General features: G+C 59.7%; 13 protein-coding genes. 9 read left to right on the top strand and 4 right to left on the bottom strand.

Translation table 11 applies throughout. The features are described 5' to 3' along the window. Positions 1–26 precede the first annotated feature (26 nt). Complete coding sequence (locus tag EV286_RS30815) at positions 27–5,576, top strand: trifunctional serine/threonine-protein kinase/ATP-binding protein/sensor histidine kinase (RefSeq protein WP_132961050.1); 5,550 nt, start codon at positions 27–29, stop codon at positions 5,574–5,576. A gap of 118 nt (positions 5,577–5,694) precedes the next feature. Here EV286_RS30815 and EV286_RS30810 read toward each other — a convergent pair whose 3' ends face one another. Next, complete coding sequence (locus tag EV286_RS30810; RefSeq protein ID WP_132961049.1) at positions 5,695–6,363, bottom strand: YoaK family protein; 669 nt, start codon at positions 6,361–6,363, stop codon at positions 5,695–5,697. Positions 6,364–7,059: 696 nt separating this feature from the next. On the opposite strand from EV286_RS30810, the gene EV286_RS30805 reads away from it, so the two are divergent. Further along, positions 7,060–7,479 carry a tautomerase family protein gene (locus EV286_RS30805; RefSeq protein WP_132961048.1) on the top strand — a complete coding sequence of 140 codons (420 nt, stop codon included), beginning with the start codon at positions 7,060–7,062 and terminating at the stop codon, positions 7,477–7,479. A 176-nt stretch (positions 7,480–7,655) separates the two neighbouring features. Here the strand turns inward: EV286_RS30805 and EV286_RS30800 are convergent, their stop codons facing one another. Both EV286_RS30800 and EV286_RS30795 read right to left on the bottom strand, forming a co-directional pair. Then, on the bottom strand, positions 7,656–8,144 hold the full coding sequence (locus EV286_RS30800; RefSeq protein ID WP_207909953.1) for an SRPBCC family protein: 489 nt from the start codon (positions 8,142–8,144) through the stop codon (positions 7,656–7,658). Positions 8,145–8,148: 4 nt separating this feature from the next. Next, positions 8,149–8,475 (bottom strand): metalloregulator ArsR/SmtB family transcription factor, encoded by a 327-nt coding sequence (locus EV286_RS30795; RefSeq protein WP_132961047.1) that lies wholly within the window; start codon positions 8,473–8,475, stop codon positions 8,149–8,151. A 149-nt stretch (positions 8,476–8,624) separates the two neighbouring features. Between EV286_RS30795 and EV286_RS30790 the strand changes: the two genes are divergently transcribed. Then, on the top strand, positions 8,625–9,266 hold the full coding sequence (locus EV286_RS30790) for a dihydrofolate reductase family protein (protein WP_132961046.1): 642 nt from the start codon (positions 8,625–8,627) through the stop codon (positions 9,264–9,266). A gap of 38 nt (positions 9,267–9,304) precedes the next feature. Here EV286_RS30790 and EV286_RS30785 read toward each other — a convergent pair whose 3' ends face one another. Further along, the gene (locus EV286_RS30785) at positions 9,305–9,517 is read right to left on the bottom strand and encodes a hypothetical protein (RefSeq protein WP_132961045.1); all 213 of its coding nucleotides are present in this window, start codon (positions 9,515–9,517) and stop codon (positions 9,305–9,307) included. A 316-nt stretch (positions 9,518–9,833) separates the two neighbouring features. Here EV286_RS30785 and EV286_RS30780 point away from each other — a divergent pair, with 316 nt between their 5' ends. The 6 genes from EV286_RS30780 to EV286_RS30755 form a co-directional block, all read left to right on the top strand. Continuing rightward, on the top strand, positions 9,834–10,481 hold the full coding sequence (locus tag EV286_RS30780; RefSeq protein ID WP_132961089.1) for a response regulator: 648 nt from the start codon (positions 9,834–9,836) through the stop codon (positions 10,479–10,481). Beyond that, positions 10,478–10,849, top strand: a complete 372-nt coding sequence (locus EV286_RS30775) for a response regulator (protein WP_132961044.1) — start codon at positions 10,478–10,480, stop codon at positions 10,847–10,849. Before EV286_RS30780 ends, EV286_RS30775 begins: the two co-directional genes overlap by 4 nt. A gap of 344 nt (positions 10,850–11,193) precedes the next feature. After that, positions 11,194–11,613 (top strand): DUF488 domain-containing protein, encoded by a 420-nt coding sequence (locus tag EV286_RS30770; protein ID WP_132961043.1) that lies wholly within the window; start codon positions 11,194–11,196, stop codon positions 11,611–11,613. 329 nt (positions 11,614–11,942) lie between these two features. Continuing rightward, complete coding sequence (locus EV286_RS30765) at positions 11,943–12,572, top strand: winged helix-turn-helix domain-containing protein (RefSeq protein WP_132961042.1); 630 nt, start codon at positions 11,943–11,945, stop codon at positions 12,570–12,572. 4 nt (positions 12,573–12,576) lie between these two features. After that, complete coding sequence (locus tag EV286_RS30760) at positions 12,577–13,383, top strand: response regulator (RefSeq protein ID WP_245500892.1); 807 nt, start codon at positions 12,577–12,579, stop codon at positions 13,381–13,383. A 105-nt stretch (positions 13,384–13,488) separates the two neighbouring features. Next, a partial coding sequence (locus EV286_RS30755) for a Gfo/Idh/MocA family oxidoreductase (RefSeq protein WP_132961041.1) occupies positions 13,489–14,385 on the top strand: 897 nt, incomplete at its 3' end.

The raw sequence follows: 14,385 nt of genomic DNA, 5'->3' as shown, positions 1-14,385 counted from the left end.
GCATCCAAGGGGAATGGACTGGGGACATGACTCTACCGGACTGGACACGCGACGATGAGAAAATCACCTATCATGTCGTTTCAGAGGACGGGGCACGGGTTCTTCTCAGAGGCGCAAGCACTATCGCCGGTTCGAGCTCACTTCTTGTCTCCGGCCCCGTTGCTGGGCATTCGTCGCGGGAGCTGGTGGCGCGGCTGAACAACGAGCACGGCCTCAGACCTCACCTGGACAGTTCGTGGGCAGCTCGCCCTGCAAGGCTCGTGGACACAAACGGGGTCGCATGCCTTATTCTCGAGGATCCCGGCGGCGAATGCCTGAAGCGTCTCATCGGAGCTCCCGTCGAAATCCGGTCATTTCTGCGACTTGCCATTGCGATCTCGGATGCGGTCGCACGCATGCACGAGGCCGGTTTGCTGCATAAGGATATCAAACCCGGCAACATCCTGGTCACCCCCTCGGGGGACCGCGCGTGGCTGACGGGCTTTGGCATCGCCTCACGGCTTCCAAGGGAGCGTCAGACGCCCGCGCCGCCCGAGGTGATTGCGGGCACCTTCGCCTACATGGCACCCGAGCAGACGGGCCGGATGAACCGCTCGATCGACACTCGCAGCGACCTCTATGCCCTTGGCGTTACGCTCTACGAGGCACTCACCGGCGTCCTCCCATTCGTTGCCTCCGATCCAATGGAATGGATCCATTGCCATATCGCGCGCCAACCGGCCTCTCCCAGCGACAGGCGGCCCGGAATCCCGACGCAGCTCTCTGCAATTATCATGAAGTTGCTGGCCAAGGCCGCCGAGGATCGCTACCGCAGCGCCGCGGGACTGCGGTCGGATCTTCGCCGCTGCCTGACCGAGTGGGAGGCGCACGGCACTATCCCTCCCTTCGATCTCGGAGCAAGCGAAGCTCCAGACCAGTTGATCTTTCACGAGAAGCTCTATGGTCGAGAGCAGGAGATCAACCGCCTTGGCGCCGCTTTCGAACGTGTTGTGACGACGGGCGCGCCCGGACTGGTGCTCGTGTCGGGCTATTCGGGTATCGGCAAGTCATCGGTCGTCAACGAGCTGCATAAGTCCCTGGTGCCGGCGCGCGGACTGTTCGCCGTCGGCAAGTTCGACCAATACAAGCGCGACATCCCTTACGCGACGCTCGCGCAGGCGTTTCAGGGTCTGGTTCGGCAATTGCTCGGCAAGAGCAACGTCGAGCTTGCGCCATGGCGCACTGCGCTTTCTCAAGCCCTGGGCTTCAACGGCCGCTTGATGGTGAACCTCATTCCCGAACTCACACACGTCATCGGAGAGCCGCCGCCCGTGCCAGACCTGTCCGGACCGGAGGCGCAGAAGCGCTTTCGCCAGGTGTTTCGGCAGCTTATCGGGGTGTTTGCGCGTCCTGAGCATCCTCTCGTGCTGTTCCTCGACGATCTTCAGTGGCTCGATGTCGCCACGTTGGACATATTCGAGAGCCTGACCGACGAGACCGAGCTTGGCAGCCTTTTGTTGGTCGGTGCTTACCGGGACAATGAAGTCGGTCCCGACCATCCTCTGTCCGCGCGGCTCGAAGCGATCCGTCGGTCCGGAATTCCCATCGAGGAGATCGCGTTGCGCGGCGTCGATGTGGACGACGTCGGCCGCATGATTGCCGATGCACTGGAGGATCAAGGGGAAAGAGTGAAGCCTCTTGCACGGATCGTCTTCGCTAAAACGGGGGGCAACCCGTTCTTCACCACGCAATTCGTCGCCTCCCTGGTGGACGAGAATTTGCTCTACTACGATTTAAGCGCGTCACGGTGGCAGTGGGATATCGACCGCATCGGTGCCAAGTATGTCAGTGGCAGCGTCGTGGACCTCATGGTTGAGCGGCTCAGCCGCCTCTCCGACGGTTCGCAACAGGCTCTGAAGCAACTCGCTGGCATTGGCAGCAACGTCAAGATAGCGACTTTCCAACGGATGACCGACTTCTCCGGGAACGAGACGCAGACGTTCTTGCAGGAGGCTTTTCGCGCGGGCCTGCTTCTCCAGGTCGAGGATGCGTACTCGTTTGCGCACGACCGCGTTCATGAGGCCGCCTATTCCACCATTCCCGAGCAGGAGAGGGGAGCGACCCACTGGGCAATCGGCTCTCGACTGTTGGCAACGCTCGATGAGGACGAGATCGAGGCGAATATCTTCGACATCGTCAACCAGTTCAACCGTGGCGAAACCGCCAATGCCTCCCAATCGGAAAGGGCTGCCGTCGCCTCCCTAAACCTGCGCGCAGGCCGGAAGGCGAAGGCGTCCGCGGCTTATGCCGCTGCCTGCGTCTGTATCGCACGGGGCAGGGCACAGCTCGGCGAAACAGGGTGGCGAACGGACTACGACCTTGCCTTCGCCCTGGCGCTGGAGCATGCCGAATGCGCGTTCCGCAGCGGTGACATCGATGGGACCGATCGGATAATCGAGTCGCTGCTGGCGCGACAGACAACGGATGTGGACAGGGCAGCGATCTATCGCATCAAGGTCGAACTTTGTGTCGTCAAGTCGGATAATCGCGGGGCGGTCGAGAACGCCATCGAGGGCCTGAGGCTTCTGGGAATCGAGCTGCCCTCCTCTCCGACCTGGGTCGACGTGCAGCGCGAATACGACGCGATCCTGGAAAACCTGCAAGGCCTTCCGATAGAAACCTTTGCGGATCTGCCGCCAACGACCGATCCGAAGGCGCTGGCGGCAATGCGTCTATTGGCCGAGATGCAGCCGCCGGCCTATTTCTCCAACTTCAACATGACGATCCTCGTGATCTGCCGGATGATCAATCTCTGCCTGGAACGAGGCACGGCGAGTACCTCGGCGCAGGGACTTGTCTTGCTGGGCTACGCCATTGGTCCTGCATTCGGCTGTTACGAGGACGGGTATCGAATAGCGAAGCTGGCAGGTCGTCTCGCGGCCGAACGCAATGTCGCGGTCGATATAGCGCGGGTCAATCACCTGACAGGGCTTGCGGCCGCCTGGACGGAACCCTTGCCGACGGCACTTGACTGGCTGCGGTCCGCGTTCCGAGGAGGGGTCGAGGCGGGCGACCTCTACTACGCCTGCTTCGAGGCTGCGGTGATTGTTCTGCACGTCTTCTTGAGCGGCCAGAATCTCAAGGAGGTCGATGGGGAGTGCCAGCAGGCGCTCGATTTTGCCCGTAAGACCGGCTTCCGTGCGGGGGTCGATCTCATCGTCTCCACGGAACGGGCGGTAGCGAGCCTGAGCGGGCGCACGCGTAACCTGGCCAGCTATGACGGCGACGATTTCGACGAGGCTGCGTTCGAGGAGAGCCTCGCGGCCTCGCAGAATTCGGTCGTCATATGGTGGTACTGGACACGCAAGACGATGGTGCACGTGCTGGCGGGAGAGTACGAGGCGGCCTTGGCCGCCGCCGCCAAGGTTCGTTCCAACCCCTCGATCAGGAACATGCAGATCGAGCAGATGGACTACCACTACTTCTCCGCATTGGCCCTGGCCGCGCTCGCTGATCGGGCTCCGGAAATCGAGCGCGAAGCGATGTCTGCGGAAATCGCCGGGCATCATGCCCAACTGCGCATGTGGGCGCAGGAGGCCCGCTCTCCGAGCTTCGACGACAAGCATGTTCTGGTCGCGGCGGAGATCGCCCGGCTGGAAGGCCGCGGGCACGATGCACAGCGCCTCTATGATGAGAGCATTCGCACAGCCCGCATGAATGGGTTCGTGCAGTACGAGGCCATTGCCAATGAAACGGCAGCGCGTTTTCACGCTGGGCAAGGCTCGGAAAATCTGGCGCATTCCTATCTGCTGGAGGCCCGTGCCTGCTACGCCCGCTGGGGCGCGAACGCGAAGGTGCAGCAGCTAGACGAAATGCACCGGGACCTTCGCGATGGGCAGCCCGCGACGCTTCCCACCAGCACGACCGTTGCCGCAGCAGAACAGCTTGATCTGGCCACCGTGATCAAGGTGGCGCAGACCGTCTCGGGTGAGATTGTTCTCGAAAGGCTCGTCGACACGTTGATGCGAACGGCAATCGAACACGCCGGGGCGGGGCGCGCAGTACTCATGCTTTCAAGCGGCGCGGGCCATGCAGTAGAGGCCGAGGCTCTGATGACGGGAAACGGAGTGGTCGTCCGGCACCGGGAGGATTTCCAGACCGCCATCGAGCTTCCGGAAGCCGTTGTCCAGTATGTAATCCGGACGAGGGAAACCGTGATCCTCGACAACGCCCTTGCAGACCATGCCTTCGCGTCGGACGCCTATATCCGTCAGCATCGCGTGCGCTCGCTACTGGTGCTCCCGCTTGTCAATCAAGGAAAGCTTCTCGGGCTGCTTCATCTCGAAAACAATCTGGCGGCCAACGTCTTTACCCAGAACAGGCTGTCGATCCTGAAACTGATCGCTTCGCACGCCGCCATCGCCCTTGAGAACACGCGCCTCTATCGGGATCTGGAGGAACGGGAAGCCAGGATTCGCCGTCTCGTCGACGCCAACATCATCGGTGTCTTCATGTGGACGCTCGACGGCGAGATCTTCGAGGCCAATGACTCGTTTCTCGAGATGGTGGGCTTCGACCGCGAGGATCTGGAGGCAGGTCGGCTTCGCTGGACGGATCTGTCGCCCCCGGAGGGATGGGCGAACGATGCGAGAAAGGCCGAGGAGGTAAAGACGACCGGTATTGCGAGCCCATGGGAGAAAGAGTTCCTCAGAAAGGACGGCAGTCGCGTGCCGGTCCTGATTGGCGCTGCAGCCTTCGGAGAGACGGAGTTCGAAAGCGGTGTCTCGTACGTTCTTGACTTGACCGAACGCAAACGTGCCGAAGATTCCGCCAGGACGAGCGATCGGCGCAATCGGGAGCTTCAGACGGAACTCGCGCATGCAAACAGGGTCGCCGTGGCCGGGCAATTGTCGGCGGCGATCTCGCACGACGTCATGCAGCCGTTGGTCGGCGTCGTCACCAGCGGCTCCGCCGGTTTGAACTGGCTCGCTGCAGACCCGCCGAACATCACAGCGGCTCGTCGGGCCTTCGAACGCGTCGTCAGCGAAGGACATCGCGCAGGTGAGGTGCTCGAGCGAACGCGTGCGCTTGTCAAGAAGGCGCCGCCGAAGACCGAGGCTGTGGACATAAACGGGATCATTGCCGAAACGGCATCTCTGATCAGCGCGGAGGCGCTCAAGAAGGACGTCTCGGTGCAGATCAGGCTTGGCGAGGCCCTGCCGCGTGTTGCCGCGGATCGCGTGCAAGTTCAGCAGGTCATCCTGAATCTCAGCGTCAATGCCATCGAAGCCATGGCCGCTGAGAACGATGGCACCCGCCGGGAGCTGACCATCGTCTCGGGCATGCAAGACGAAAACCTCATATCTGTCGCGGTCCATGACACCGGACCAGGAATACCACAGGAGATCCGCAACAAGGTCTTCGATGCATTCTACTCAACCAAGTCGCATGGAATGGGAATGGGGCTGGCGATCAGCAAGACCATCGCGGCATCTCATGGCGGCAGGCTATGGATCACGGCCAACGAACCGCATGGCACGATATTCTGGTTCGCCCTGCCTGCAGGCGGCGACATGGCCGTATCTTCTAGTGGGTGAGACATACGCCGAAGTTTCGATGGAAGGAAATGGATGGTCATTCCGCGCGGAAGCGAGATTGCCGCCACGTCTAACCCATGGCCTTTCGTCCGCGTGCATGCGCAAGCGTTTGAAGGGTTCATATCACCGATACCAGAATGAACATGAAGACGAGGACCAGACAGGCGAGCGTCAGCGATGGAATGACGCCCCAATGGGTGAAGCTGAGTGCGCCGCAACCGACGCCCGCGATAAACGAGAGCCATGAGACTGCGTTCACGCAAGCAGGGGCCAGCTTTGCCCGCTTCGTGAGCACGCGAGCGAGCGACTGCCCGAGGCCGAAGAGCGAACCGGTTATAAAGCTCTTGCCGGCGTCCGTGCCGGAAATATCGCGGTGCATGACATTCTGCATGCCCATCGTGGCCGCAATCAAAGTCAGGGCATGCGTCGGAAAGCCGGCCGATGCCAGAGCGATCGCGGCGACACAAAGTACAATCTCCCCGAGAAGCAAGACTCGCAGCGATCTCGAGGCTCCATCAGATATCAATGTGCCAAGGAAAGCCCCAGCAACGAAAGCACCGATGATATAGCCGGCATGGGCTGCGTCCGCCCACTCGCCGGCCGCAAAGGCCATGCCAAGATGCGTGCTGTTGCCGCTCATGAACGACACGTAGAGGTGATTGAGCTGCTGGTATCCGACAGCGTCAAGAAAGCCGGCCAAGGCCGTGGCGAGCGATGCGAAGAGCAGAGGCGAAGCGGGCGCCGCACCTCGCGCATCAGCGGCAGATTTCGGAAGATCGTGGGGCATGGGCTTCGCCTACGCGGAGGTAAATCCGTCTTGTTGCGGAGGAGTGGCTAGACTTGATCTGCTAGCAGCGGCCTATGCGGTCGGCGGCAATGCCTCCAATGACCAAGCCATTCAGGCTCGGGTGATGGCGGGTCGTCGGTAGGCTTCAGTGTCGATGGAGTGGCCAGTGTTCTGGCTCTTGCAGGTCGTTGATATGATTGTCGCGGGACGGAGTGCTTCCGCCTGTGTCTGTATGGGGGAATTTAAACAGACCGCTTGACAGGCGCAATTATAGAAAAGTGTCGCCGGACGCGGAAATGGTCGAAGGGGCCCGCAACCGACGTGCCGGGAGTTTGTCGAGATTGCGGCGCCGTCAGTCTGACGATGCCGCGCCGCCGGCCACCTCGAGCATGTTCGACGAAAGGATGCGGCGTGTTTGCGACTCTACACCCTACCTTATCGTCACGACGTGCCGAGGTGGCGGTTGTTGCTGCTTCGGATTCTCCCGCGATTATGCAGCAGTCGCCACCATGGCCGCTTCCGGCCCGAAGCTGTCATTGGATCATTGGGCTTTGGCTCGTTATTGTCGATTAACGTGCTAGTCGGGTCGTCGGTCGAACTGTCCTGAATTTCAGTACCAACGGGTCGATATTTGCTGATTTTCTGAGCGGTCAAGTTCGTGAATATACGAGGTCGCGGCTCTGCGGAACGCGCCCCATGTTCATCGAGGATCACTCAATGCCTATTTTCACCGTGACAATGAAATCAAACTGGTCAGCCCCCGAGAAAGATCGACTCTCTGCGGCTATCCACGCGGCGACCATCGCTATGGGGTATCCTGAAGGCGATTTTTTTCAGCGCTTTATTGCTCTCAGACCCGATGATTTCAGGGTTAGTCCACAATATCCGGGCCTGCCCAAGCCACGTACCGAACAGACGCTGCTTATCGAGGTTCTTCTGTCGGCGGGAACCGAGACTTCCAGGAAGAAGAAGCTGGCCCTGCATTTGGTGAAGAACCTTGCGGAAGAGGGCGTCGATGCCAATGACATTATGGTGTTTTTTGTCGAGACAGACCGGTCGAGCGGGTCGTTCGGCGGGGGGGTATTCGCGCCACCTGTGGTTTTCGATAGTCAATAAGGGCCGATCTATCACGCAAGGAGGTTTGTGCCCATTCGGAGAGGTTCTCTAGATGTCTGCTGTTGGCGCAAAGCAGTCGTCAATTCACGACAGCTCTTGGCCCGAAGCGGACAGGCAGCGTTAGCTGATCCATGTCGCGAGATTGTTATAGCTTTCGCCGATCAGTCTCCAACGGGTCAGCCATCCAGCCAGGCGGCGAGGCCGTCCAACGTCTGCTGCCCATATTCCACCGCGCCGAAGCCAATCACTACCTGGCGCCGCTCTCGGCTGAGGTGGAGCTGGCGCAAAGTCAGCACCGTTTTGCCGTCGGACTGCTCGTCGAAGGTCACCGTCATGCGGAAACGGTCCGGGTCGCTGGGCTCGGGCGTGCCGTAGTCCATCACGATCCGCTCGTTCGGCACGATCTCCAGAAAGCGCATGAGGTTTGGGAAGCGCTGCTCCCGGCCCTCGAACATGCCTACCATGTCGAACCGCCAGACCCCGCCCTCGCGGATATCGGCCTCGTGGGTCTCGATGCGGAGCCCAGCCGGACCGTACCATACGCTAAGCGCCTTGGGGTCCATCCAAGCGGCAAAGACTTTGTCGCGTGGATGGTTGAGCAGCTTCACCAACACGATTTCGCGGTCGAGCGACCATGTCTCAAACAGGCTTGCCATTTCCTTCATCACCCTATTCCGTTTCATCCAGGTAGAGTTCCAGCCGATCCAACCGCTCGGTCCAGCGTCGACGTTCCGCTTCCATCCAGTCCGCCGCCTCGTCGAACCGCGCCTGCACCATGCGGCACCAGCGGCTGCGCCCGCGCTTCTCGCTGACGATCAGCCCGCAATCCTCCAGCACCTTGATGTGCTGCGCGAAGGAGGGCAGCGCCATTTCGAAAGGCACGGCAAGATCGCTGACCGACGCCTCTCCTTCGGCAAGCCGCGACAGCACCGCGCGGCGCGTCGGGTCGCTGAGGGCATGAAACGCCAGGTCGAGGGGAGTCGAATGGTAAGGCATGAGACTCACTAGAATGCGCTGAGGGGTCAGTCAAGGACAATAAGGCACTTGCCTTAGTGTCGGGCCCAATATAAAGGCATATGCCTAAGTGTTCGCGTGTCCTCACTGTGGTACGGCCGTGGTGCAATCATTCGACAAGGAGGCTTCCAGTGGTAGTTCGCATCGATCTCCTCATCTCGCTCGATGGTTTTGCGACGACGACGGACCAGACCCCCGAAGTTCCGTTCGGCGGGGACTGGCCCCGTCTCGTCGGCGCGTACGCTGCGACGAGGACATTCCGGCAGCGGGTGCTCAGGGACACCAGCGGCAAAGGTACAACTGGCATCGACGATAGTTTTGCGAGGGAATACTTCGACAACATCGGGGCGGAAATCATGGGGGCGGGCAAGTTCGGCCTACACACCTATCCCGATGATCTGAACTGGCGTGGATGGTGGGGAGAGGTGCCTCCGTTCCGCTGCCCGGTCTTCGTCCTAACGCGCCAGCCGCGGCCCTCCATGGAGATGGCTGGCGGCACCACGTTCCACTTCCTCGATGCCACTCCGGTTGACGCTCTCCAGCAGGCCACAACGGCCGCAAACGTCAAAGATGTTAGGATAGGCGGCGGACCTACAGTCGTTCGCGACTTTCTCAAAGCCGGTCTTGTCGACCACCTCCACGTCGCCATCACCCCGATCTTGCTCGGACGCGGCATCCGCCTGTGGGACGATCTGCGCGGACTCGAAGCTGGCTACACGGTTAAGGCAGAAACGGCTGAGAGTGGCACTGTCCACATCACCTTTCGACGATAGCTGTTGATCTCTCACTCGCTTGCTCTTCTCGTGGCGACTTAGAAGCCCTCGTGTCGGTGAGGATTGTAGCCGTGCTCAGTGTACTCGCCCGCCACCTCAAGCTCGCTGTCTTCAACCTCGATGCCGGTCGATTCCTCCAAAATGAGGCCGTGTCGATCGGCGCCTTCTTTGGTCCACCACCGGTTCGACTCTCGAATGTTGTCGGTGCCGATGTCGTATTTGCCGGCTCTATAAATCTTCACCTTCGGCATTGGCGCGCTCCTTCTTGGTTGCGAAGGATATCTGGGGCTCGGGCGCAAAGCTTCCAGTAGCGTCTTGTGATAGACTGGCGATGCGGGCGGCTTTGTCGACGGCGAGAGCGCGACAAGTCGAAGAGTCGCTTTGTTATATGTTTCTGTAACATCTTCCGTAGACCGTTCTGCTAAGATTTGGCCACCGGATGGACGAGTCCCGACGCGCTGTGGGAGATTGAATTGCGCCTCTCCGGATCCCGATAGAGTGGGAGACAAGGCGATGGCCGAAGGACTTGCTGCGCAGGAACTGCTGTTGAAGCATTGGCGAACCGACATGAGCGAAAACGACCATATCGTCTTTCTCGTCGATGACGATCCCCATGTGCGGGAGTCGGTCGGTGAACTTCTCGCCTCTGTCGGCTTGAACGCCGTCGCCGCGGGCTCCGTGCGTGAATATCTGGAGCTCCCGCGACCCGATCTGCCGGGCTGCATCGTACTGGATATCGAACTGCCGGATGTCAACGGCCTGGAGTTCCAGGCGCAAATTGCGCAAGAAGACCATCCGCCCGTGGTCTTCATCACGGGCCATGGAGACATTCCGTCCTCGGTCTCCGCGATGAAGCGCGGTGCAGTTGATTTCCTGACCAAGCCGTTCGCCGCGGCGGAACTCGTCGAGGCGGTTCGCTCGGGGATCGAGCAGGACCGCCGACGCCGCGAAGAGCGCGACGATCTCGCCGATCTGCGAAAGCGGCTCGATGAGCTGACGCCTCGTGAGCGGCAGGTGCTTCCGCTTATCGTCAGCGGACTACTCAACAAGCAGGGGGCAGCGGAACTCGGCATCAGCGAGATCACTTTCCAGGTTCACCGCGGCAGGGTGATGCAGAAGATGAGGGTGGCGTCGTTCGCGGACCTCGTGCGGATCGCCACCAAGCTCGACATTCCGGTCACCCATTCGAGATACGCAGGAGTCCCCTTGAAATGAGTTTGCGAAAATCAGTGGTTGCGATCGTCGACGACGATCCGCGACTGCTTGAATCCTTGGGGGATCTGCTGGCATCCGTCGGTCACATCGTGCGCGCTTATTCGTCACCGGGTGACCTGCTGGAGGGCGACCGACTATCGGAGATCGACTGTCTGATTACCGACATCATGATGCCGGAGCTCGACGGTTTCGAGCTACAGCAAGCAACAAATGCGATACGGCCAGACCTTCCGGTCATCTTTATCACCGGTACGCACGAGGTCGCTACGCAGCAGCGCGTATTGGATCTTCCCGAGGGACGCTTCTTTAAGAAGCCCTTTAATAGCCAGGCGCTGGTCGCCGCCATCGCCGTCGCACTTCGAGGCTAAGCGCCCACCCATGCCGGAGGGCGCGTTGGAAAAGCGGGCCTGGCCTGCACGAATCCCAAAAAGCTTTGATACCTGCGGAAGACACGCGCGATGTCGTGTTGCTTGTACTGGAGACGGATAGTCACAGAAAGAGATAATGGTTTGCACTTTTCATTTCGCTAATCTGCCTTCAAGTCAGAACAACCTGATGTCGAACCCCTAGACAAACGGGCGACTGAAGCGTCGCAGTGCTACGATCGGAACCGCTTGCGCTCGACCGGATAGCGCATTCAGTCGCAGCGGGCCGAATGAAGGGCTTGATGGAGATGACTCTCTCGTGCGTCGCCGGATATGGAGAACGAAAAATGACCAATGCGTCCTCGTTCATCGGAGCGTCTGCGAGCTCACCGCGCTTGCCGTCGAAAGGATCAACGTCTCTGCAGATCAAACGAATCTACGAACCGAAGGAAGCGAGCGACGGAACTCGAATCCTGGTTGACCGCCTGTGGCCGCGGGGTCTCAGCAAAACCGCAGCGAGCGTCGATATCTGGCTGAAGGAGATCGCGCCGAGCTCGGAACTGCGTCGTTGGTTCGATCATGATCCGGCCAAGTGGGATGAGTTTCGGGCCCGGTATGATAGCGAATTAGTGCAAAATGCCTCTGTCGTCGGCACATTGATGCGGGAGATCGGGCGGGCAAAGGTAACCATTCTATATTCCGCAAAGGATGAAGAGCACAATGATGCCGTCGCACTTGCTCAATTCATCGCTGCCCGCCTGTCGTGACAAATTCTGGTTCCAATCATGCGCCTGACAATCCCACAATTGCTGAAAGAAGAAAGACGGCCACTAAGTCGCGGCGCCCGTACGGGAAATATATCATTACAGAAAGAGATAATGGTTTGCCGTTCGGCGATGGGCTAACCTCTTCTCAAGTCAGAACAAGCTGACGTCCAATCCTAAACCACGGATGACTGAACGGCCGCATCACAGCGATCGGGAGCGCCTGCGCTCACGCGGGTGTCGGACAAGCGTTGAGCCGAAGTGGACCGTGAATGCGAGGACAGGCGTGATGGAGATCACCCTTCCGTCGCCACCCCGATACGGAGGACAAAATGACCTGTGCATCCTCGTTCATCGAATTCGGACCCTTCCGCCTATACCCAGCCGAGCGGCGTCTTTGCAGAGGTGATCAACCCGTCATGCTGGACGGGCGCCCCCTCGACATACTGATACTGCTGGCAGAGAACGCTGGCAGCCTGGTTACGACGCAGCAGTTCCGGGACTACGTTTGGAAGGAAATAAACGTTTCGGAGGGATGCCTGCGGGTTCACATCGCCAGGATTCGGAAACTACTCGGCGAGAAGGTTGGCGGCGCCCGATACATTGTGAACGTAGCGGGCCGAGGCTACTGCATGGTCGCTCCTTCCGTACGAAAGCAGCATGGTGCGGATACCGCTGAACGCCGTGAGCGGAAGAGCGCGGTTGCCTCGGTCCTCGCGACGGCCGGGCAGATCTCCGTCGAGCGTCTGCAGGACAGACAGATGCTGCTCTTATTCGATGGCTGTGAGTATCTCGTGGATGTGGTCGCCGCGCTCGCGGAATCGTTGCGTCGTGGGGCACTTGGCGTTGCCGAGCCGCCTCCGTGTGAAGACACGTCGTGGGCTGAAGGCAACCACCTGTACCATTTGCGTCCCGCATTCCCGATTGCCGAAACGGCCGTAGCAAGAATGAATGAAGGCTAGGAAGATGAACTACATCGCCAAAAGATCAACCTTTGTGCATTCCTCGCTCCAAGGCAGCTTGATGATGGACGGATCCGGGAACCGTGAGATCCATATAGCGTCCCGGCATCAGGCTCATGGGCAGAGAAAATACGAATTCCGGTTCCAGGACGACTGCGCCAAGGAAGAGAAACCGGATTCGATCGTGTACATAATCGATGCCGACACTGCGGTCAGAGATGCCCTTCAGCGCCTTATGAAATCCATGAACCTCCACTCTGAAGTGTTCGAATCTCCAGATAAATTCCTCGAAACACCTCTGCCCGACATCCCGAGCTGCCTGGTCCTCGACGTTCGTCTGCCCGGACTCAGTGGGTTGGACCTGCAGTGCCAACTTGCCCATGAGGGCGACCAACTACCCATCATCTTCATGACCAGCTACGGCGATATCTCGATGACGGTAAGGGCGATGAAGGCAGGCGCGGTGGATTTCATCACGAAGCCCTACCACGATCAGGACGTCCTGGACGCCGTCATGACAGCGATCGAACGGGACAAGGAACGGCGAAACAGATTGAAGGCGCTGCGTGCGCTGGAGGACCGGTTCTTGACGCTGACAGAGCGCGAACAGCAGGTGATGCTGCTTGTGACCGAGGGTTTGATGAACAAGCAGATAGCTGGGGAACTCGGACTTCGCGAGGTCACCATCAAGCTCCATCGCGGAAGGCTCATGAGGAAGTTGAGCGCCCGCACGCTGCCGGATCTCGTGCGCATGGCCGACCTCCTGAATGATTGTGTGTCCTTTCGGTCGGAGTACTCGTCACGGCAATAGGATGAGCCCGGCATTGGGACACACACTATCACTGACCGAATTCGGGCTTGACCATCAGATGCTTTCTTCTGTCCTATGCCGCACGAGATAGCGAGGAGAAGCTTTATGAACATGCCTTTGCGGTGGGGTATTCTTGCGACTGGGTGGATTGCAGAGCTCTTCGTGACCGATCTCCGAGCGGCCGGACTGACTGTCACGGCGGTCGGCTCAAGATCGAGTGAGAAGGCAGCCGCATTCGCCAAGCGCTTTCAGATCCCAAATGCACACGGGAGTTACGAGGATCTGGTCGCCGATCCGGACGTCGACATCATCTACGTGGCAACACCGCACCCGCAGCACGTCGATACCGCGCTTCTCGCCCTCGACGCTGGCAAACACGTGCTTGTCGAAAAGCCCTTCACGCTGAACGCAAAAGAAGCCCGCGAGATTGTCGAAAAGGCACGCACGAAGAAGCTGGTCGTGCTCGAGGCGATGTGGACCCGTTTTCTGCCGCACATGAAGCGCATCCACGAGATCATCGATGCAGGGACGATCGGGGAGCTACGATCAGTTTCGGCCGAACACCTCCAGTTCTTGCCTGCCGATCCCAAGCACCGCCTCAACGCGCTCGAACTCGGCGGGGGTGCGCTTCTGGACCTCGGAATTTACCCGATCTCCTTCGTAATCGACATTCTGGGAGCGCCGACGTCGGTTTCCGCCACCGCGCGTTTCAAGGAGACGGGAGTGGATGCCGAGGTCGCCACACTCATGCGGCACGAGGGCGGCACGATTTCGACCACCGTCTCTGCGCTCGATCTCGCGGGTCCAAACCCCGCCTACGTCTACGGAGCCCAAGGTCGCATCGAGATCGCTTCAACCTGGTACACGCCTACTTCGTTTAAGGTGATCGATCATGCAGGCACGATCCTCGAGGAGTTCGAGGTCGGAGTGCCCTCGCGCGGCATGCAATTCCAGGCGTTCGAAATGGAGCGGCTTGTGAGGGAAGGCAAAGAGTCCAATCTC

The sequence above is a fragment of the Rhizobium sp. BK251 genome, from assembly GCF_004345245.1.
In the GTDB taxonomy this organism is placed as follows: domain Bacteria; phylum Pseudomonadota; class Alphaproteobacteria; order Rhizobiales; family Rhizobiaceae; genus Rhizobium.
This window is presented reverse-complemented; position numbering and strand designations above follow the sequence as displayed.